Source organism: Gemmatimonadota bacterium (genome assembly GCA_026702745.1).
In the GTDB taxonomy this organism is placed as follows: Bacteria; JAAXHH01; JAAXHH01; order JAAXHH01; family JAAXHH01; genus JAAXHH01.
Map to the genome: position 1 here is coordinate 18553 of JAPPBT010000055.1, position 20896 is coordinate 39448.

16 protein-coding genes are annotated in these 20896 nt (G+C 63.4%); 8 read left to right on the plus strand and 8 right to left on the minus strand.

The genetic code is table 11. The features are described from left to right. Positions 1-129 precede the first annotated feature (129 nt). The 7 genes from OXH56_08400 (at position 130) to OXH56_08430 (ending at position 13341) form a co-directional block, all read left to right on the plus strand. Entirely contained in the window at positions 130-687 is a 558-nt protein-coding gene (locus OXH56_08400) for a hypothetical protein (GenBank protein ID MCY3555328.1), read from the plus strand. Positions 688-700: 13 nt separating this feature from the next. Further along, positions 701-2905, plus strand: coding sequence for an NHLP family bacteriocin export ABC transporter peptidase/permease/ATPase subunit (locus OXH56_08405; protein MCY3555329.1), 2205 nt, complete (start codon positions 701-703; stop codon positions 2903-2905). Next, positions 2905-5856: an ATP-binding cassette domain-containing protein gene (locus tag OXH56_08410; protein MCY3555330.1), complete on the plus strand. Its 2952-nt coding sequence runs from the start codon at positions 2905-2907 to the stop codon at positions 5854-5856. Before OXH56_08405 ends, OXH56_08410 begins: the two co-directional genes overlap by 1 nt. Before the next feature lie 50 nt (positions 5857-5906). After that, the gene (locus tag OXH56_08415; protein MCY3555331.1) at positions 5907-7208 is read left to right on the plus strand and encodes a hypothetical protein; all 1302 of its coding nucleotides are present in this window, start codon (positions 5907-5909) and stop codon (positions 7206-7208) included. 92 nt (positions 7209-7300) lie between these two features. Beyond that, positions 7301-9739 (plus strand): fatty acid desaturase, encoded by a 2439-nt coding sequence (locus OXH56_08420; protein ID MCY3555332.1) that lies wholly within the window; start codon positions 7301-7303, stop codon positions 9737-9739. Next, positions 9736-12213 (plus strand): TOMM precursor leader peptide-binding protein, encoded by a 2478-nt coding sequence (locus OXH56_08425; GenBank protein MCY3555333.1) that lies wholly within the window; start codon positions 9736-9738, stop codon positions 12211-12213. The genes OXH56_08420 and OXH56_08425 overlap by 4 nt, the downstream gene beginning before the upstream one ends. Before the next feature lie 9 nt (positions 12214-12222). Next, positions 12223-13341, plus strand: coding sequence for a hypothetical protein (locus OXH56_08430; protein MCY3555334.1), 1119 nt, complete (start codon positions 12223-12225; stop codon positions 13339-13341). A 172-nt stretch (positions 13342-13513) separates the two neighbouring features. Here the strand turns inward: OXH56_08430 and OXH56_08435 are convergent, their stop codons facing one another. The 4 genes from OXH56_08435 to OXH56_08450 all read right to left on the minus strand — a co-directional run bounded on the left by OXH56_08435 (position 13514) and on the right by OXH56_08450 (position 16448). Continuing rightward, positions 13514-13765 carry an NHLP leader peptide family RiPP precursor gene (locus tag OXH56_08435; GenBank protein MCY3555335.1) on the minus strand — a complete coding sequence of 84 codons (252 nt, stop codon included), beginning with the start codon at positions 13763-13765 and terminating at the stop codon, positions 13514-13516. An 83-nt stretch (positions 13766-13848) separates the two neighbouring features. Beyond that, positions 13849-15345 carry a sodium:solute symporter family protein gene (locus tag OXH56_08440; GenBank protein ID MCY3555336.1) on the minus strand — a complete coding sequence of 499 codons (1497 nt, stop codon included), beginning with the start codon at positions 15343-15345 and terminating at the stop codon, positions 13849-13851. Positions 15346-15348: 3 nt separating this feature from the next. Next, positions 15349-15567, minus strand: a complete 219-nt coding sequence (locus OXH56_08445) for a hypothetical protein (protein ID MCY3555337.1) — start codon at positions 15565-15567, stop codon at positions 15349-15351. 38 nt (positions 15568-15605) lie between these two features. Beyond that, positions 15606-16448 carry a hypothetical protein gene (locus OXH56_08450; protein ID MCY3555338.1) on the minus strand — a complete coding sequence of 281 codons (843 nt, stop codon included), beginning with the start codon at positions 16446-16448 and terminating at the stop codon, positions 15606-15608. A gap of 186 nt (positions 16449-16634) precedes the next feature. Between OXH56_08450 and OXH56_08455 the strand changes: the two genes are divergently transcribed. Continuing rightward, the gene (locus OXH56_08455; GenBank protein MCY3555339.1) at positions 16635-17417 is read left to right on the plus strand and encodes an SDR family oxidoreductase; all 783 of its coding nucleotides are present in this window, start codon (positions 16635-16637) and stop codon (positions 17415-17417) included. Between the two features lie 68 nt (positions 17418-17485). Here the strand turns inward: OXH56_08455 and OXH56_08460 are convergent, their stop codons facing one another. From OXH56_08460 to OXH56_08475, 4 genes are all read right to left on the minus strand, one after another. Further along, a complete protein-coding gene (locus OXH56_08460) occupies positions 17486-18190 on the minus strand; it encodes an NAD(P)-dependent oxidoreductase (protein ID MCY3555340.1) in 705 nt (234 codons plus the stop codon). Continuing rightward, entirely contained in the window at positions 18187-19413 is a 1227-nt protein-coding gene (locus OXH56_08465; protein ID MCY3555341.1) for a hypothetical protein, read from the minus strand. The genes OXH56_08460 and OXH56_08465 overlap by 4 nt, the downstream gene beginning before the upstream one ends. Before the next feature lie 78 nt (positions 19414-19491). Further along, positions 19492-20376, minus strand: a complete 885-nt coding sequence (locus OXH56_08470) for a phytanoyl-CoA dioxygenase family protein (protein MCY3555342.1) — start codon at positions 20374-20376, stop codon at positions 19492-19494. 3 nt (positions 20377-20379) lie between these two features. Continuing rightward, positions 20380-20760: a hypothetical protein gene (locus tag OXH56_08475; GenBank protein ID MCY3555343.1), complete on the minus strand. Its 381-nt coding sequence runs from the start codon at positions 20758-20760 to the stop codon at positions 20380-20382. Between the last annotated feature and the right edge of the window lie 136 nt (positions 20761-20896).

A 20896-nucleotide genomic window follows, 5' to 3' on the forward strand; every position in this document is an offset into this window, starting at 1 on the left:
ACTATATGCATCGTACTGAATGAATTTACCTTTCGTGAGCGTGCAAACCCGCTTCGTGAGTGCGCAAACCCGCTCGACTCGTGAGCACGCAAACCCGCTCGAATGCCATGAGGAGACTATTCCACGCCCGTGTTCAACAATCTGCTAAACTCATTTCATGAAACCGTTGCGGAGGCGAAGGAAGACCGCGAGCAACTCGACCGGCTACTGACGATATCCACGCCGCGGGAAAGGCTGCTGGTTGCCGCGATCGCTGTTTTTCTGTGTGCCCTCCTGGCATGGCTCTTCTTCGGCAGCGTGGCGCGCAGCATCGTGGTGGACGGCGTCATCGTGGAGCAGGGGCAGACCCTTCCCGACGGCAGCATCACCGTGGAGGCCCTCGCCTGGATCAATAGCGAAATCGCGCCGGAAATTGCTTCCGGGATGCCGGTATTGATCGAGCCGGAGTCGGCGGATGGAGATACAGACGCGCCTGCCGGAACGGTCAGGACCATCGCCGCCGAACCCGTCTCAGGTGGACCGGCCGCCTTCGAAACCGCGGCGCCGGTATCCGTTCATCGCATCGATATAGCGCTCGAGACCGCACTCCAGGAAGACATGAATCCGGATGCCCTTGCGGGCATGAAATGCCGGATCGTCATCGAGCTGGGCAGGCAGTCTCCGATCGGGCTGTTCCTCATGAGGTGACCGCAGGATGACGGTGAGCACGACCAAACAACCCGGCAAAAAGAAGGCTGCGGACGACTCGGCAAAGCGGATCTCCACGCCCGTTCTGCTGCAGATGCACGCATCGGAGTGCGGCGCGGCCTGTCTCGGTATCGTACTGGGATATTTCGGGAGATGGGTACCGCTCACCGAATTGCGGGAAAAATGCGAGGTGAGCCGGGACGGAAGCAGCGCCGCGAGCATCCTGCGCGCCTCCCGGCACTACGGTCTCGAGTGCAACGGCCTCAGCGTGCGCGCCGAACAGCTGAAAATGCTGGAGATGCCACTGGTGCTGTTCTGGCAGTTCAGCCATTTCCTCGTCCTCGAAGGCGTCGACAGCCGTTTCTACTACCTTAACGACCCTTCCACGGGTCGGCGCAGGGTCTCCGCCGAAGAGTTCGAGAAGGGCTACAGCGGCATCGCGCTTCGCTTCAAGCGGGGCGAAGATTTCGCGCCCGGCGGCGAGCAGCCCGATCTGTTCAGGCAACTGAACGGCCTGATCGCCGGGTCCTGGCGCCTGCTGACCGGCGTGGTGGCCTGCGGACTCATGCTGACGCTGTTGACCCTGGTGGTTCCCGCGTCGCTCGGCGTCTTCGTCGACGACGTCATGGCCAAGCACGGGACCTGGGGCGGATTGGTCACCGCCCTGCTTGGCGGAGGCGTCCTGGTGTACGTCCTGTCCCTGCTCAAGCACCGGTTCCTGAAGCGGCTTGCGGTCCGGGTATCGGTAGCCGGATACAGCAACGGGATGTCACGGCTCCTTCGCCTGCCGGTGGAGTTCTTTGAAAACAGGCTGGCCGGCGACGTTACGGACCGTGTGTCGTCCACCGACCGGATCGCCAAAAACCTGGCGGACCAGTTCCTGGTGCTCGTGGTCGACATGGCCATGAGCGCGGTGTTCCTCGTGGCGATGTTCGCCTTCGACGCCATGCTCACGCTGATCGTACTCGTGCTGGCGCTGCTGCACGCGGTGCTGGCCCGTTTTCTCAACAATCTCCGTGCGGTACGCAGCCAGACGATGAGGCGCGAGCAGGGATTGCTGATCGGTCTGGGCATGCAGATGCTGAGCCATGCCGACAATCTGCGGATGACGGGCGCGGATGACCGGTTTTTCTCGCGATGGAGCGGGCAGCAGGCCCGTGAGTTGCGCGCACGACAGCTTTATTCGGAACTGGGCTCCGTCAATGCCTCCCTGCCGGGGCTGGTTGACGCGCTGCGCAGTGCGGCGATCCTGGGCATCGGCGGCATGATGGTCATGCAGGGCGAAATGTCGCTGGGCATGCTGGTGGGATTCTATATCCTGGCGGAGATGTTCCTGGCCCCTGTTGAGCGTTTCCTGGAGTTCGCCGAAAACCGCCAGGCCCTCGAAACCGATCTGCAGCGGCTCGAGGACATTTCGAAAACCGATGAGGATCCGGTCTTTCGCCGCAGAAACCCTGAATCGGACGCGGTCCACACGTTCAACGGCCGGCTCCAGCTCGCCGGCCAGCTGGAACTGCGCGACGTTACTTTCGGTTACAACCGGAGCCGGCCGCCCCTGATCAAGGATTTCAACCTCGTGATCAAGCCGGGACAGCGGATTGCCGTGGTCGGTCCCAGCGGTTCCGGCAAATCGACCCTTGCGCGGCTGGTCTCGGGAGTCTACCAGCCCTGGTCGGGCGAGATCATGTTTGACGATCATTTGCGGGATCAGATCCCCGAGGAAGTGCTGCGGCAGTCCATCTCCATGGTGGACCAGGAGATCGTGCTCTTTTCCGCGTCCCTTCGCGACAATATCACGCTTTGGAACCCGGCCATCCCGGACGAAGTCCTCTTCGCCGCGACACGGGATGCCCAGATTCACGACGAAGTCCTGCTCAGGCCCCAGGGCTATGCGACGCTCGTCGAAGAAGGCGGTTCGAACTTCAGCGGCGGCCAGCGCCAACGTCTGGAAATCGCCCGTGCGCTGGTGGGCAACCCCACGGTGCTCATCCTGGACGAGGCCACCAGCGCACTCGATGCGGCCACTGAGGAATACGTCGATGACGCGCTGCGGCGGCGCGGGGTCACCTGCCTGATCGTGGCCCACCGCCTGAGCACGGTGCGGGACTGCGATGAGATCATCGTGCTGGACGAAGGCGTTACGGTGCAACGAGGTACGCACGAGGAACTGATCGCCGACCGGGACGGCGCGTACTATAAACTGGTCAGGTCGAACTGATGCAACCCAGCGAACCCAAATACTCGCCATTGGCCGAACTCGCCGATCAGTTCGGTGAATCCGTGCCCTGCGCGGGCAACCTGCCCGTCAACCTCGACGACCCGGACAGCGTCTGGTTCATCGACCAGGGCGTCGTCAATCTGTTCCTGGTCGAACTCAAAAGCGGGACGGAGCAGTCGGCACCGCAGCACCTGCTCCGCCGGGAATCGGGGTGGCTGCTGCCGGGGGTCGCGCCGCACCGGCTGGGCAGTGAAGCAGACACCACGCTCAGTATCATCGCCAGGGGAATGCCGGGCACCCTGCTCAAACGTCTGCCGGCTTCCCTGTTGTCCCAGGTGGATCCAGCGGAACTGGCGGAACAGACCGATACGTGGCTGACCGCCATTACGGAGACGCTGGCGCGTTTCGCCATCCCTCCTCCCCGTCCGACCGCGCTGGCCGAACCCGGCCTGACGCAGACCCTGGCACCCTGTACGCTGTCCGTCCGTCGCGGCGTGGTGTGGGTATCCGAACCGCCGTCCGGCGCGGGCCTGTTCATGGGGATCGTCGACACGGCGGAACTCGCGGAGACGGGCAGCCCCCACGAGACGGTCATCCCGCTGGCCCGGACAAGCTGGCTTACCCTGATCGACGAGGCGACGTTGACCGGCCAGTCAACGGAAACACTAGCCCGGCAGGGCAGGCTGCTGGCGGCGCTCGCCTCGTTTCACACGGTCGCATTCACCCTGGAACGCCTGAACCGCCGGCTGGTCGTGGTAGACGCCGTCAATCTCGAACGGGCGCGGACAGCGAGCCGCCGAACGGCCGAGCATACTGCGCGGCAGCGACTCTACAATATCTACGACCTTCCAACCGACCGGGACGCCGGAGTCGAGGATACGGCCCTGGCAGATGCCCTGCACCTGATCGGACGCCATGAAGGCATCGATTTCAAGATCCCGGCGCGATCGGGTCAGTCCGAAACTCCCGTCGGCCTCGTGGACATTCTTGACGCAACGGGCGTGCGCGCCCGGCGCGTGCGTTTCAACGCCGATGACCGCTGGTGGCACGGCGACAGCAACGCGCTGCTGGCCTATCGCGCCGACGACGGGCAGCCCGTGGCGCTGCTGCCGGGCATGTTCGGGCGGTACCGGCAGATCGACCCGGCCAGCAATCGCCGCACCCGGGTCTCGTTGGCCCGCCTGGCCGGTACGGACGCGCTGGCGGAAGAAGCCTGGATGTTCTATCAGCCCCTGCCGGCGAGAGGCGTGAAACCGTCGGATCTGCTGGGCATCGCCCTGCGCGGCTCGGCCTCGGATTGGGCGCGGATGGTGATCGCCGGACTTCCTTACGGCGTGATCCGGCTGCTGCCGGCACTCGCCCTCGGGTTCGTAGCGAACCACATCACGGCGGGTGGAAGCGCGGGAATGCTTTATGCGGTCGCCGTGGCAATAGCGGCATTCGGCCTGCTCGGTGCGATGCTGCACCTCCTCCAGAACATGGCGATGATGCGGCTGGAGGGGCGCACGGCCTCCCGGGTGGAAGCCGCTTTCTGGGACCGGCTCATGCGCCTTCCTCCCGGCATGCTGCACCGCAACCCGGCCGGCGACCTGGCCATGTCGGGCATGACCTTTCAGCAACTCCGAGATGGATTGCGGGGGGTCGTCGCCAACTGTTTCCTGTCGCTGGTTTTCCTGCTTCCGGTTTTTGGCGTCATTTTCTTCTACGATACCACACTCGGAGTCGTCACGCTCCTCTTCAGCCTGGTTTCGCTGCTGGTCACCCTGGTGCTGGGATTGCGCCAGATCTCTCCATACGGGTGGATGATCAGGGCGGCCCGACGCGTGGCCGGTCGGCTATTCCAGATCGTGGGAGGCATTTCCAAGCTGCGCATGGATAACGCGGAAGGATCGGCTTACGCCATCTGGGCGCGGGACTATCGCGCCCAGAAGCGCGCGGAAATCGAATTGGGCGCCCTGGAGGGCCATTCTCGGGCATTCGGCGCCGCGCTGCCTTTCCTTGCCGCTGGCGTGCTCCTGTTCACGGTGATGGAGGCAGGAGACCGAAACATGCCGGTCGGCGATTTCCTCGTCGTCTACACGGTCTTCATCGTATTTCAGTCTACCATTGCCCGGCTCGGTGAGTCCATCGGTGTCCTGGCCTCCATGATGCCGGCCTTCGAGCAGATGCGTCCGCTGCTTTCGGCGGCGCCCGAGACGGGAACGGCAGGCGAACCGGTCGAATACCTGGGCGGGGACATCCTGTTCGACCATGTTTCTTTCCGCTACGACACCGACGGACCGCTGATCCTCGACGACGTCACGATACGCGCCCATCCCGGCGAATTCGTCGCGATCGCCGGGGAATCCGGCGCCGGCAAGAGCACCCTGTTCCGGCTCGCGCTCGGTATCGACTGGCCGACCGCTGGCGCGGTGTACTACGACGGGCGCGACCTGAGGCACCTGAATCTGAAGCAGGTACGCCGGAAGATCGGGGCGGTGCCCCAGTCGGTGGGGCTCCATCCGCAGGATCTCTGGGACAACCTCGTCAGCCACCATGTAGACGTGACGACCGATGAAGTATGGGCGGCGGCCCGGACCGCGGAAGTCGAGGACCAGATCAAGGCCATGCCCATGGGCATGATGACCATGGTGGGCACCAGCGGTTCCGTCCTGTCGGGCGGCGAGAGTCAGCGCATCACGATCGCCCGCTCGGTGATCGGCAGCCCCCGAATCATGTTGTTCGACGAGGCGACGAATTGGCTGGACAACGAGAACCAGGCCAGCGTGATGCGGAACCTGGCCGCCCTGACTTCAACCCGCCTCGTCATCGCCCATCGCCTGTCTACGCTCGAGCAGGCCGACCGCATCTACGTGCTGAAAGCCGGCAAGGTCGTGCAGAGCGGCTCCTTCAACGAACTGAAAGAGACCGACGGGGTATTCAAGGAGTTGATCCGGCGGCAGATCGCCTGATCCGCCCGACGCACGTTCGGACCATACCCGTTAAAGCGGAGCAGACGTTCATGAAAAAGTCCCCCAACGCGGCCGATTTACTTATCTTGAGAGCGGGTGACGACGACGACTTGCGGGCACGTCTCCTTGCCAGGCCCAGAGAGACCATCGAGCAGGAACTCGGCGTGACGATGGCTGAAGACCACGAGATTCAAGTACACGAAGAAACCACCGACGCGACCCATATCGTCCTGCTCCCGCGCAATCGATTCACCCGGGAGGAACGGGAGGAGGCGCGTACCGGCGCGTCGTCCCTCGCCTTTCTGCGCAAGACCATGTACGACCCAGCGCCGCCCCGTCGTCCGCCGGGTGACGGGGCGGGACGCGTCCCCGGCAGCGATGCCGGCGCAGAGGTCCTTGCGGAAGCGGGCAAAGAGAGCGTCCGTCGCGGTCTCGATTTTCTGGAGACGACGATTGATGAACACGGCGCCTGGCACTGCATCCGGTTCAACGTGGCCGATCCTAAGGTGCCGCGGCATTTCGAAAGGCCTCCCTTCATTTCGGCGTTCTGCGTCCTTGCCCTGGATAGTTGCCGGGAAGCGAAGGCCAGGTCCATATGCGTCGCGACCAGGGCTTATCTGGTCGACACCGTCGAATATCCCGGGTTCTGGCGCTATTACCGCCATCTGCCCCAGGATCTCGACAGCACCACGCTCTGTGCCCTGGTGATCGGAACGCACCCCTGGATACTGTTGGGGCGGAACATACCGCGGATACTGGCGAACCGTGACGGGGAAGGCCGCTTCATGACCTGGATGCTGGAAGGCGACGAACCCGATGTCGTGTCGCGATTTCGCATTGAAGCAGATCCCGTGGTCAATGCGAACGTTATCGCCTATCTCGGCGACTGCCCTGAAACCAGGGCTGCCCAGCAATGGCTGGAGGCACTGATCGCCGAGGGCGATCTCAAGGACGCGTCCAAGTGGTACCCGGACGAGATCGCGATCTGCTATGCGGTCGCTCGAGCCGTGCGACGCGTGACGCCCGCACTGGATCGGCTGCGCCCGGTCCTCGCGGATCGTGTCCTGGGCCTGGCGGACGACGAGGGCGGTTTCGGCAATGTCCTGCAGACCGCCCAGGCCGTGTCGACGCTCTGCGACGCGGGATGCCTGGGAAGAACCGACGTGAAGCAGTCGTTGAGGCGCATCCTGAGCGCGCAGCGCGAGGACGGCAGCTGGCCGGAACTGCTCGCCTTTGGCGACCAGACGCTCAGGTTCGGCGCGGTAGGACAAATAGGCCATGGCTCCGAAGCCGTGACTACCGCGTTCTGTATCGAAGCGCTCGAGCGATTAGCCGCCTTCCTGCGAACCTGAGTCCAACGGTTCCGGGTAATCGGTTACGGGCGTCCGGTGACGAAAGAACACACTCACAGGTGCCAGGTTATGCTGACCAAGGAGGTGTAGCCATGTCACAAAACATCGTTGAAATCGACAGCGCCGAAACCAATGGCGCCGGGCCGGATCAGGCCGACGCGACGCAGGAGATTGAGCCGTCCATCCTGACCGCCCTTCCGCATTACCTGCCACTGGGTGTTTACCCGTTGATCGTGCTCGCCGCGTTGTGGGGCGGCTGGTGGCTCCTGCCGCCTATGGTCTTCATGAGCCTTTCCTGGTCCTTCGACCGGGTGTTCGGACGGGACGGGCGCATCATGGATCCGTGGAAAACGCCGAAACACCGCCTGATCTGGCACAATCTTCCGGTCTGGTCGTGGGCGTTTCTGTGGCCGCCCACCCTGGTCTTCGGCCTGTGGCAGATCCTGGTGGCGGATCCCTTCGTATGGTGGCAGGACGTCGTGCTGGCCATCATACTGACGATGGAAGCCCAGGCCGTGTTCGTCGTCGGTCACGAACTGATTCACCGACGCACGACCTGGGAACGCCGGATCGGCGAGTTCCTGCTTTCCTCCGCCTCCTATCCGCAGTATGCCACAGAGCACGTCTACATCCACCACGCCCTGGTCGGCACACCCTATGACGTGGGGTCCGCGCCGAAGGGGGAGAGTTTCTGGCGGTACATGCCCAAGGAAATCGTCAGCAACCTCGTCAATTCCTGGGAAGTGGCGCGAGAACGCCTGGCGCGGCGCCGACGGACCATGTGGCATTACAGCAATCCCTTCTGGCGCTACGGCTTCGGCGTCGCGTTCTGGTACGCACTGGTTTTCTGGATGGGCGGGATCTGGGCGGTCCCGGTCTTCGCCTTCCTCGGCCTGTCATGCGTGTTTTCGATGAAGATCAGCAACTACTTCCAGCACTACGGCCTGCGCCGGGTCCGACTGGAGAATGGCCGGTGGGAGAAGATCATGCCCCGTCATTCCTGGAGCGCCGACTGGAAGTTCAGCAACTGGATGCTCTTCAATGCGCAGCGCCATGCCGACCACCACGCGGTGGCATCCCGCCAGTACCCCCTGCTGCAGGTCAGTCTCGATGAGTCGCCTGAACTGCCGGGGACCTACTCCGATATGATGAACATCGTGCTGAAACCCAAAAAGTGGTTTGAGAAGATGGACCCTTTGGTGGACCAGTGGCGCAAGCATTTCTATCCGGAGATCGATGACTGGAGCGTCTACGACAGTCCGCTTGCCGCGAAACGGCCCGACGCCTTCGACACGATCGTCGAGATCTTCGGCGCCGCGCCGCGGCTCGCGAAGTGGATCGAACGGAACCCGGAGCTTTTGGATAACCTGCAGGATCAGGAGTTCCTCGATCTCGACCTGCCCAGGGGGTTCGAGCAGGACGAGGAATTCGAGTCGATCGCGCGGCGCGGGCTTGCACGGGTCTACTGGACCTACGAAATGGGCGTTCAGGAAATGAAGGACCTGATCGTCGAGTTGCCCGTGGTCGATGCGAAGGAAACCGCCGAAATCGTGCGTAACTGGTCGAACGACAAGGCGTTTCAGATCGGCATGCACGTGGTACGCGGCAACCTGCTCCCGGCGGAGGCGAGAACGGCACTGTCCAATCTCTCCGAAGCATCCGTATCGACGGTGCTTGCTTCCGTGGTCGCCGATTTCGGCGAGCGGTACGGCACCGACAGCGTGGGCGAGGTCGGCGCCTTCTTCCTGGGCGATCTGGCCAGCCGGGAGGCCTATCCCGGCATCGCGGTCGAAATGCTATTCGTCCATGACGGCGCACAGTCCGGCGCAAATGAACGCCTGTTCCGGAGTTTCCGAAAGGCCCTGGCCGACCTGGCACAGGACAACCTGTTGTTCTCCCCGGTCTCCTCCGAAGCGGAGGCCATACCCGCGTTGTCGCTCTCTGAACTGACCGAGCAGGTTCGTGACCCGGCTTCGGGCGCGGTCGCCGTCTTCACCCGGGCCCGCTGCGTCTTCGAGCCGGATGGATCCGTTATCGGAAGCCGCTTCGAAGATGCGCGGCGCGGGTTCCTGGTTGAATGCAGCGCGAACGAGCCGGCGTACGCCAGGCCGGACGGACAGCAGAAAATCGGCACCGTTCCGGACGATCAGGCGGTAAACGGCGCGGAGACGAGCGTGTCCGAATACGCGTGCATACCCGGCGGGCTGAACGATATCGAGCATGCTGCGCGCTTCCTGCAGCTTAAACTTGCCGGTGACTTCCTCGACGATCCGGCGCCGTCCGCAGCGGCAGTGTTCGAAGCCGCCGGTGACGAGTCGCTGGCGCGGGCCGCGAACCTGTGGCGTGATTTGCAAGGGGTAATGCGGCTTGTCGGAGTGGACGGATTCGACGCGGCGACGGCGGGAACGAAGGTCAAATCACTCGTGGCGAATGCCTGCGATCAGGAGGACTTCGATGCGTTGACCTCGGCGGTCGTCGAAACCGCCTCCCGCGCCGCCGCCCGGATCGACACGCTCGCCGCACCCGCATGAAAACGCCTGCCGAGCAAACGCGGAAACCCGGGACGCGGGGGCCAACGAGCATCAACGCCCGCCAGGGGAAATCGACGAGCAAGAATGCCCGCCAGGGGAAACTCTCGAGAACGACCCCTGAGGACCAGGGCCTTGTCGAACTTCCCGTGCTAACCCCGCACTTGCGGTCCCACGTCATCGGAGAGAAGCAGACGCTGCTGGTTTCCGAATCCTTCGATACCTTGCTGCACGGCGGTCTGCTCTGCGATCTGCTGCCGCTCCTCGACGGCCGGCGTCCGCTGGACCACATCGTCGCCGATCTCGAGGGCCGCCATGCCGCGGCCGATGTGCGCGGGGCGATCGTTTCGCTCTCCGACCGGGGCTATGTCATCTCAGCCGAACATAGCATGGACCGGTCCCGGGCGGCATACTGGACGTCCCTGGGCGCATCGCCCCGATGGGTCGAACAACGACTGGCGGAATCGCGTGTCGTGGTCGAAGGCGACGACGGAAGGCTTTCCCGGCATCTGGAAACGAGCGGAGCCTGCGCGGTGGCCGACGTGGTGGCCGACGTAGAGGCCGACGACGCCCGGCTCAAGGTTATCGTGTGCGACGATTATCTCGACGCGCGGTTTGAAGCGGTGAACCAGCGCCGACTCCAAGCGGGAGCGCCGTGGATGCTGGTGCGGCCGCGCGGCATGGAAGTGCTGTTCGGACCCGTCTTTCGCGCGGACCGGCAGGGCCCCTGCTGGGATTGCCTGGCTCACCGATTGCGCGGCCACAAGGAGGCTCACCAGTTCCTTCGGCACGTCGCCGGCGAGGAAGCCGCCTTCAAACCGTTCGCCGTCGACCCCGTCGTGCTCGAGGCGGTGTATGGACTGGTTTCGGCTGAAATCGTCAAGTGGCTGGTGCTGGATGAAGGAGCCCCGATCGATGGACAGGCGATCTCGATGCATGTCGGCACATTCGCAAGCACGAAGCATGCGGTCCTGCGACGGCCACAGTGTCCGTCCTGCGGCGACGAAGCGCTGTATCGGCCCGACCGGGCGCCGGTACCGGTTCGTCTGAAGGAAAGCCCCAAAATCCATCGGAACAGCGGCGGGGCGCGGTCCGTGACGCCCGAAGCCACCCTGGCGAGATACCGCCACCTGGTAAGCCCGGTGAGCGGTGTCATATCCTGGCTGGCGCGCACGACCGATGAAAACGACGACTGGCTGCACGTCTACTGGGCCGGAAGCAATCCCGGCATGAGAAGCCGGAGCCTGAGTTCGCTCAGGCGCAGCCTGCGCAGCAAGAGCGCCGGCAAGGGCAGTACGCGGGAACAGTCCGAGGCCAGTGCCCTCTGCGAGGCGATCGAACGTCATTCAGGCGCCTTTAGCGGCGACGAAATCCGTACCCGCGGACGATTCACCGATTTCACCGCGGAAGACGGGGCGATCCACCCCAACGCCGTACAGTTGTTCAGCGACGATCAGCTCGACAACGCGGAGGGCATCAACGCGGCAGGCCACCCCTACAACATCGTCCCGCCGCGTTTCGATCCCACCGCCGGAATAGACTGGACCCCCGTGTGGTCGTTCACGCAAGGCCGGCATCGATACCTGCCGACGTCGATGCTCTACAGCATGGCGCCCGAACAGCGCGGCCCCGCCGACCTGATTGCCGATTCCAACGGCTGCGCCGCGGGGAACACCCTGGAGGAGGCCATCCTGCAGGGTTTCTATGAACTGGTCGAGCGCGATGCGTTCGCCATCTGGTGGTATAACCGGCTGAGCGTCCCCGGCGTGGATCTCGCCAGCTTTGACGATGAATTCCTCGCATCGGCTACGGACTATTACGGACGATGGGAGCGGGAGGTGTGGATGCTCGACGTGACGTCCGATACGGGTGTTCCGTCCTTCGTCGCGCTTTCCCGCAGGCCGGACGCGGAAACCGAGGATATCATATACGGCGCGGGCGCTCATTCCGACCCGCGACTCGCGGCCCTGCGCGCCCTGTGCGAGTTGAACCAGTGCCTGACGTGGCTGCCCCGGTCCGACGTACGCGAAGGAGGCGGTCCTTCGAGTCGAACTCGGCTGGCCGGGCAGCCCGGGCAGTCTGGCCGGTCCGATCGGCCCAACCGGTCCATGATCGACGATCCCATGGCACTCAACTGGTGGAAGACGGCTCGTATCGCCGATTGCGCCTGGCTGGTACCGTCGACGGACGCGCCGCTCAGGCAGGCCGGGCAGTTTCCGGAGATCGAAAGAACGGACACGCGAGAGGACGTGGAATACTGCCGAGCGCAGGTCGAGGCCCAGGGCATGGAGTTCCTCGTGCTGGACCAGACCCGGCCGGACATCGGCATGCCGGTGGCGCGGGTCATCGTACCGGGCATGCGCCATTTCTGGGCAAGATTCGCCCCCGGGCGCCTGTACGACGTACCGGTCGACAAGGGCTTTCGCAATCAACCCCTGACCGAAGCCGAATTGAATCCCTCACCGGTCATCGCGTAAGGAGTAAAGGTGAATATCGACGATGCCGTCCTGCACACCCAGGATCGACTCGCCAACGAGGGCGAAACGATGGCCGAATTGCTGGCGCAGTTGCGAAATGGGATTTCTCCGGATCTGATCGGAGCGCGGGAATGGGACCTCATACTGAAACGCGCGGGGCAACTGCCCATTGCGATGGGCGCGCAACCCTTCGGCTTTGAACTTCCGCTGCACGATAGCCGACCCGTGGCGGACTTTGGCGTCTCGCTGGCTAGCGGGAACCGTTCGGGCGACTTTTTTGAAGCGCAGGCGCGGACCGACGGGACGGATGAGACGGCTGGAGCGGTAATGCGGCTGTTCGGGGAAATAGAAGCCCGGCACTCGTCGCTGAGAGAGATCGTGGGGCGTAAGTTGATGCTGGAGTATGATGTAGGCTCGGATCCCAGTGAAAGAAAGTCGCTGCCGGGCCTGTTTCTGCGGCCCAACGAACGCACGCTGTTCGGCGGCGCCGGGCTGCAGCATGACGTCGGCATCGTGGTAGACGCCCTAGTCTCCTGCGTCGGCTGGGAGAAGATAGCCGCTGAGCGGGAAAACGCGGAACGGGTTTACCTGGCGCAGCCGGAAAACACGCGTCTGGATTCCTTCGGTGTATTCCCGTCCCGGAAGCGTACGGTCCGCCTGGCGATCATGGGATTCAGCGCGGAGGACGGAATCGCCACTTATCTCAAAAACACCGGATGGCCGGGGCAGGTTTCCGCGGTCGAATCCGTGCTCACGCGCTTGAGGGAGAGGGCGGACATCGTGAGCGCTGGCTTAAACGTAGACGTACGGGCAGACGGGCTGGGGCCCACACTCGGGCTGACGCCCATCGTCAAGCAAAGATACACGCAGGATTCCCGTTACTGGATCGACGGCATGACCGACTGGGATCCCATACTGGATGCGTTGGGCTATGAGGACTATGTCGTTCAGGAGAAGCTTGCGGCCCTTGCGGACTGGACTTCCAAACCCACGACACTGTTTGGCAAGACCGGGCCTTTTCTCATGTTGCGGGGCATTCATCACATCAAGCTGGTCATCACAGGAGACAGGCTGGAGCAGGCCAAGGCCTATCTGTACATGGTGCTCTCCGGCGCGCACGCGAACTGAGCGCCATACTCGCGAACCGAACGCCGCGCACGCGAATCGAGTACCACGTCTGTAAATCAAAGCAAAAGTCCTCCTCGACCAGTGCGATCGGGGAGGACTTTTTTTGATCTACTTGATCACGCGACTGCCAGGCATCCGCATGATTGACGATTTGCAGACTGTTGATTTCGATTTACCAGCAGCAGCAGAGTCCGGCCGAGACGGCTTCGAGTTGCTCCTCGGTGATATTCGCATCCGGGGGCAGTGCGATATGTACCGTCTGCATATTGCTTTCGTGGACCTGGATCGACATGGATTCCGGCATCGTAATGTCCAGTTCCTCACAGATGGTCGACTTCGGGTCCGCGATCAGCTTTTGCCTGAAATCTGCGTCCAGGGAGGACTTCTCAACGATCTGCTTTAACATTTCATCGCCACTTCTCATGATTTTACTCCTTTCGAAGATTGACTTCCGACTAGGTTCCTAACGTAGCGATTAATATATGTTATTTAGTTACAAAAGTCAAGTTATTTCGGTGAATTGAACGAATGGCGATACCCGGCGCAAGGGGCGGGAAACCGCCCGGCCCAACTCACCGCCACCCCCACGATCACGTTCAGCGCCAGACCGAGCACGCCGGCGTGCCAGCCCCAGACCTTGCCCATGCCCGCGAGGGTCAAACCGGCCGCGAGCGCCGTGCCCGCGGCCATGCCCGCGGCCGCGCCCGACGCGCTGAATCGCCGCCACAGCACCCCCAGCACAAACAGGGGGGCGGTCTGGATCAGCACCTCCATCTTAAGCTCAATGAGTCCCCACAGGGTGAGATCCGGCGTCAGCGCGATGAGGACCAGGATAGCCATGATGATCCAGGACAGGCGCTTCCCCCACGCGGTAAGGCGCGCTTCCGGAAGCGACCCCATCCGGAATCGGCCCAGTACGTCCTTGACGAGCAGGGAAGAGAGACTGAGCAGGACGGAGTCGGCCGTCGACATGATGGCCGCGACGATGCCGGTGAGGACGAGCACGGTCATGACGTAGAGCCAGAGCGATTCGGCGGCCCAGACCCGGAGCAGGCGGGGCATGACCTGGTCGGTTTCGACGCCCTCGAGGCCCGACAGCTGCGGGATGGCGAGGATCCCGACGAGCACGACCGCCGAGATGGTGACCAGGGGCATGAAGGCCATGAAGGTGAACGACCGCTTCAGGCTGCGGGTGCTCCGGGCGGCGAAGATGCGCTGAATGGCCTGGGGATAGACGGCGGCGGCGAAGCCCACCAGCAGTATGGTACTGATCCAGGTACGGATCGTCTCTCCCCCGGGAAGCGCGGCTTTCGAAGGCTGATGGGCGATGATCCACGCCGTCGCTTCGCCAAGTCGGTCGCTCCCCGCGACCACGGCGGCCAGCATGCCCAGCAGCCCTACGAAGAGGAGCATGCCCTGGATGCAGTCGGTCCACGCCACGGCCTGCATGCCGCCTAGGGTCTCGTAGAACAGGATAATGACCGCGAGGATCACGACGCCCGCCCAGAACGGAATGGCGCCACCGGAGAGACCGGATACGATATGCCCCACCGCCAGGAGCTGCGCGAGCAGGTAGTTGGCGATGGCGACCACGAACAGCACGCCGGCGAAGAGGGTCAGTCCGGATCGTCCGTCCGCACCGAATCGATGGGTGATCCAGTCGCCCGGCGTCACGAAGTGGCCCTGCCGCGACGCGCGGTAGAGTGGCGGCGCGAAGAGCAGGTAGGCCACTACGATCGCCATCATGAACCCGACGCTCATGACCCAGGCGTATCCCAGCCGGTAGGCCTCGCCGGGATAACCGATGAGCGTGTTGCCGCTGTACTGGGTCGCGTAGAGCGTGAAGAAAAGGACCAGGGCGCCCAGGTTCTTGCCCGCCAGGTAGAAGGAGGACATGGAATCGTCCCGGCGGCGGGCCCGGGCTACGTATCCCAGGACGATCATGAAGACGAGGTAGGCGGCGAGGAAGGCGAAGGCGCCGGGGCCGTAAGGCTGATCTGCCATGGGTTATCCTTCCTCCTGCCAGTACCGGTGTATCACGAACGCGGTAAAGCACGCGATGGCCAGGCAGGCGGCCAGACAGATCACGACCCAGTACGGCACGCCGAGCCAGACGGGTACCGGTTCGATCTCCGGGAGGTACCACGGTATGGAAAGGGCGAAGAGGGCCGCGTAGACGGCCCAGATCCATCGGGGAAAATGATGGCCGGAAGGGAGAAGATTCATAGCAGTATGCGGAGATGCACTCAGGGGAATACGGTCCGTCACACGCGGACGTACTTGTGCACGAGGTTCTCCACCCCCACCTCGCCCACGTAGATATCCCCGTGGCGGTCGACCCAGACGCTGTGGGCGCCGTGGGCCCGGTCGACCGGTCCGCCCCTGACGACCCACTGGGCGAGGAGCCTGCCGTCCATGTTCAAGATGGTGACCCCGCCGCCCTCGCCCAGGAAGACCGTGTCCTCGTCATCGACGAAAAGGCCGCAGGGCGCGGGACGCCCGTGCCATTCCGCGAGGAAGCCTCCCTCGGCATCGAAGACCTGGATCCGGTTGTTGGTCTCCCGGTCGGCCACGAGCAGGCGGCCGTCGGACACGGGGAAGATGTTGTGTGGCAGGGTGAACCGACCGGGCCCGGCGCCCCTGCCGCCCCAGGTGTGGACCCGTTCTCCCGAAGGCGTCATCCGGTGCACGTAACACTGTCCGTAACCGTCGGAGACGTACAGGTCCCCGGAGACGCTCTTGACGGCGCGGGTCGGCATGTTGAAGGGCTTGCCCGGCTCTCCGGGCCGGTTCGGCTCACCCAGCGTCTGCAGCAGCGTGCCGTCGGTCTCGAACACCCGGACGGTATGGTCTCTGCAGTCCGGAATGTAGATCCTGTCCTCCCCGTCGATCCATATCTCGTGGGGCAGGGCCAGTATGTCGTGACCCCATTCGTCCAGCAGGCGGCCGTCCCGGTCGTAAACCACCACGGCGGGATTCGGCTCCCGGTCGACGACGTAGACCCGGTCCCGCGAATCCACGGCCACGGCCGTGGCGATGCCCAGCGTGCGTTCGGATCCCCAACCAAGCACCTTCTCGTAACAATAGTCTCCGGACCCCCAGATCATGGTCTGCTCCTCCGTCGAGATGGCTTCAGGTCTCTACTCAAGGACCTGCAAGGCGCTACGGCTTCCCAGTCAAATCCGGCGGGTACAAAGGCTTTGTCCCGCATGATCGAACGGTATATACTTTGTCGATACTTTTCCGTATTTGTCGATACTTTGTATACACAGTTGAACGACAGGAGCCTAGACATGGGTGTGCTGGACAGCTTTTCCCTCGCCGGGCGCATCGCCGTAGTCACGGGTGGCGCCGGACCGCAGTTCGGAAGCAGCATCTCCGAGGCCCTGGCCGAGGCCGGCGCCACGGTGGTCGTCGCTTCACGGGACCTGGAGAACAACCGGCAGTTCGTCGCAGGACTGAACGAACGGGGATTCGACACCCACCCCGAAGCGCTCGACATCACGAATACCGAATCGATCGACGCCCTGAAACGACGCGTAATGGACCGTTACGGCCGCGTGGACGTCCTGGTCAACAGCGCCGTGGTCGGCCGAGGCGGCGGTTTCGACGAGCAGACTCCGGACTACTGGGCTGCCAGCGCCCAGGGGAACATGGTGGGACTCTTCGCCCTTTGCAAGGCCTTCGTCCCCGTCATGGCCGACCAGGGCAGCGGCAGCATCATCAATATCTCGAGCATCTACGGCGTCGTGGCCAACGACCCCGGCCTCTACGAAGAAACCGGAATGAAACAACCGCCGGACTACACCTTCGTCAAGGGCGGCATGATCAATTTCACCCGGTACATCGCGAACTACTACGGAAAACAGGGTGTACGGGCCAACTGCATCTGCCCTGGCGGGTATTTCAATGATCAGCCCGGACCGTTCGTGCAACGGTATGAACACCGCGTGCCGCTCGGACGCATGCTGGACAACGAGGATCTAAAGGGCGCCGTGGTCTACCTGGCCTCCGACGCGTCCAGGTACGTCACCGGGGTCGCGCTCATGGTCGACGGCGGCTGGACGGCGCTTTAGACGGACACGGCCAGGCGCGTTCGGCCGCGGACAGACGCGTTCGGCCGCGGACAGACGCGTCGGAAGGATCAGGCTTCCGGATCGATGACGGATTTGTCCTGGGGGTGGTAGTCGATCGCCTGGCGGCCGTGATCCAGGTCGTACATGTCCCACGTGCTGTCGGACACACCGAAAACGATCTCGAACCGGATGCCGGGGTGGATGACCGCCCGTTCGAACACCCGCACCGCGTCACCGTGACTGAGGTGGTGGGGATGGCCGGGCAGGTCCCGCTGTTTCTGAAAGTTCCCGATGCGCACGCACACGACCTCCATGTCGAACCGCACCGCGTACATGTACCCCAGGCTTTCCCCGAAGACCTTGCTGATGGAATAGTAGCTCTCCGGACGCGGCGGCATGTCGATCCTGCGGTACACATCCTGCGGATAGGGCGCCAGCAAGCCGGCCCTGCTGGCGAAGGCCACCCGCCGCACGCCGTTGCGGTTGGCCGCTTCGAACAGCGTATAGGTCCCGATGAAGTTGGCGTGGAGGATTTCCTCCCACGACGCGCCGCCGGAGGGATTGCCGGCCAGATGGATTATGGCGTCCATGCCTTCGGTGGCCTGGAGCACCGCGTCCATGTCGGTAATATCGCCGACGACCTCGTCATCCATTCCCGGTGTAGACACCCGGTCGAAACCGCGGAGGGGGTATTTGTCTTTAAGTCCGTTCACGATGATCGTCCCGATGGCTCCCGCCGATCCGGTGACGAGTATGCGGGGTGTTTCGTTCATTCCGACTCCTTGCGCATGAAGGGTCCACGGCGTTCGATCCAGTCGTAGGTTTCCTGCCAGGATGAACTGCCGTCTTCTTCCCAGATGTCCAGCCGGATTCCCCGGATGTTGCCTTCGGTGAAACCGGTCAGCCGGTGGACCGAGGGATACCCGATGGTATAGTAGATATTGCCGCTGGGCAGACGGGTCTTTCCGATGTACCGGGGGAGCTCGGTTACGGGGTTTCCCGCGATGCGTACCAGTTCGTTTTCGTCGACTTCGACGCCGAGGCCGGGTCCTTCCGGCACCGGCGAGCTGCCGTCAGCCACCTCGATCCGGCCGCCGGTCACGTCCTCTCCGTACTGGTCGTCCAGGTTGACCGTATGCATTACGTTGGGTATCACCGCGCCGAGGTGGAGCGCCATCGCTTTGCTGAGCGTGCCCCCGGTCAACTGGATCACGGTGGAGACGTTCGCCTCCGCGCAGGCGAACCCCCGCTTCAGGCTCATGCCGATGCCGTGCTCGCCGACCATGTAGGCGTCGGCGCACCCGAGCCCGATCTCCGGACCGCCGCCGAGTTGCGGCACGTGCATAAGCAGGGGGAGCGACGTCTGTTCGCGCAGGCGCCGCCAGCCGTCCACGTCGCGCCAGACCAGCGGATCCTCGATCACGCCGACGACGGGCGACTTCTCGAGGTGTTCCACGATGCGCGCCACGTCGGCAAACGACCGGTTGTGGTTGAAGTCGTAGTGCATCTTGAACCCGGACGGGGCGACTTCCTCAACGGCGCTGTTCTGTTCATATACATCGTAGTATTCGCCCGTATGCATCTTGAAGGTCATGTACCCTTCGTCCGCGGCGCGCACCACCTCGGCGGCCAGCTCTTCGGGGGAGGCCACGCGGGTCCAGGCCGCGACGGGCACCCGGTCCCGCACCTTCTGTCCCATGAGCTTGTAGGCCGGGATCTCGAGATGCCTGCCCATGAGATCGTAAAGCGCGCCCATGAGACCCACGGGATAGCCCGCGTTGATGTGGTCGAAGGGACTGCTGCCCGTCAACCTCTCCACCTCCGCGATGTCCATCGTGACGTGTCCCCGGCTGTCCCCGTATCCGGTCACCCCGTTGTCCGCGGTGACCTTGAAGATTGTCTGGGTATCGATGGTCCTGAACTGGACCTGCTTGTCGACGTTCCGTTCCGTGAGTTTCGGATTGATATGGGTAATTGCGACATCGGTGATTTTCATGGCCTGCTTCTTTCCGTGCGGGTTTCATCCTGCCGGATACCGCACCATTGGTTTTTATGGGTTGAATTCAGGTGTATGTCAACGGTTCGCCAGCGACCTGGGCGCCCCCTCCTGGTTCACGCCTTCCCGAACAGTAGTGGCGATGGGCCAGCACTGTCCGCCTCTTTTCCGGTATTCGTCCTCCGCGCCGCAAAGCCAGGTGAACATCCGCGCGGCCGCGATGGCGCCCTGAAACTGCTCGAACACGCCCGCCGGTGGATCGAATTTGATTGTGTTGAAGTCGATGTCCTCCTCCGTGACCCAGTCTCTCCGCGGCGGAGCGGTCCGCCAGTAGTTGTACTTGAGCAGATTGCGGTACTTGCTCTTTCCCTTTGGACCCGATGTGGCCCGGGACCTGCGGTGCCAGATCCCGTAAACGGTGAGAAAGATCGTGCCGGCCGGACCGGCCGATGATACGGTCCCCCGTATGGAGCCAAGATGAGCCATCATGGGCGCCTTGTTCCGCATGAAGTGCGAACCGGGCAGCACCACGGTCGGTCCCATGTCCTCGGTGCAATCCTCCGGATAATAGAAGACCTGGAGGTATTCGAGCTGATCCGTGTAGATCGTGCCGCCGTCCCGGTGCCAGTTCTGGGGCTGGTCGAAGGGCAGGGGTCCCCGGTGGTTGCTTATGATGAGCGGCAGGGTGAAGCCGCTTCCCAGGAGGGACCGGACGGCGCCCGCCGCCTGCGGGTTCATGAGCACGCCGTCCACGAAGAAGGATTCCTTCATGATGGGCGTGGGTTCATAGGTACTGTCGACGCGGTCCAGGTAGTCGATGACCTGCCTGTTGACGTCGTCCGGCACGACACCGGGGAGCATAAGGTAGCCGTTCCGGCAGAAATCGACGACCTCGCGGTCTGTCAGCGTTGGCGCGCAGTCCATCTCCGTACCGTAGGGCGTCACGGTCATCGTGGTCTCCATCGTCTATCTCCATCGCTCCAGCACGAACTCGTATCCGAGCCCGTAGGTTTCCTGTTCACGCATGGCGAGGGACGCTTCGGGAAACTTGATGATGCGCCAGCCGTCGTCCAGGGCCTCCTTGATCGACCGGTACCGGAACTCGCCGTTGTCGTCGAGCCCGTCGGAGTCTGCCCCGTCTTCGTAGATACTGATGCCGACCACCGCCGAATGGGGGTTGGTCGTGGGCGCCTGCAGGTAGAGCAGGCTCTGGCGCCCGTTTCCCGGACCGTGCTTCGCATCGGCGTTTTCCACCAGGGCGATTGCTTCGTCGATGTCCTCCCTGGTCAGCACGCCGTCTTCGAAACGTGCCCTGATCCTCTTCAACTGCGCGGTCAGTGGGTCCATCGTTCCTTCCCGGGACGGGTTGGCCGGGGCCTTCCGGGGCCTGCCGGGCCTGTTGCAGCGGCCGGGGCCTGCCGGGGTCTGCCGGGCCTGTTGCAGCGGCCGGGGCCTGCCGGTGTCGGCCGGGGCCTGCCAGAAG

Bases quoted from the DNA above. Each gene is read 5' to 3' on its own strand.
- OXH56_08415 (MCY3555331.1), top strand. From the start codon at position 5,907: ATGAAAAAGTCCCCCAACGCGGCCGATTTACTTATCTTGAGAGCGGGT.
- OXH56_08445 (MCY3555337.1), bottom strand. From the start codon at position 15,567: ATGAATCTTCTCCCTTCCGGCCATCATTTTCCCCGATGGATCTGGGCC.
- OXH56_08455 (MCY3555339.1), top strand. From the start codon at position 16,635: ATGGGTGTGCTGGACAGCTTTTCCCTCGCCGGGCGCATCGCCGTAGTC.
- OXH56_08450 (MCY3555338.1), bottom strand. From the start codon at position 16,448: ATGATCTGGGGGTCCGGAGACTATTGTTACGAGAAGGTGCTTGGTTGG.
- OXH56_08435 (MCY3555335.1), bottom strand. From the start codon at position 13,765: ATGAGAAGTGGCGATGAAATGTTAAAGCAGATCGTTGAGAAGTCCTCC.
- OXH56_08410 (MCY3555330.1), top strand. From the start codon at position 2,905: ATGCAACCCAGCGAACCCAAATACTCGCCATTGGCCGAACTCGCCGAT.
- OXH56_08465 (MCY3555341.1), bottom strand. From the start codon at position 19,413: ATGAAAATCACCGATGTCGCAATTACCCATATCAATCCGAAACTCACG.
- OXH56_08420 (MCY3555332.1), top strand. From the start codon at position 7,301: ATGTCACAAAACATCGTTGAAATCGACAGCGCCGAAACCAATGGCGCC.
- OXH56_08470 (MCY3555342.1), bottom strand. From the start codon at position 20,376: ATGGAGACCACGATGACCGTGACGCCCTACGGTACGGAGATGGACTGC.
- OXH56_08440 (MCY3555336.1), bottom strand. From the start codon at position 15,345: ATGGCAGATCAGCCTTACGGCCCCGGCGCCTTCGCCTTCCTCGCCGCC.
- OXH56_08460 (MCY3555340.1), bottom strand. From the start codon at position 18,190: ATGAACGAAACACCCCGCATACTCGTCACCGGATCGGCGGGAGCCATC.
- OXH56_08475 (MCY3555343.1), bottom strand. From the start codon at position 20,760: ATGGACCCACTGACCGCGCAGTTGAAGAGGATCAGGGCACGTTTCGAA.
- OXH56_08425 (MCY3555333.1), top strand. From the start codon at position 9,736: ATGAAAACGCCTGCCGAGCAAACGCGGAAACCCGGGACGCGGGGGCCA.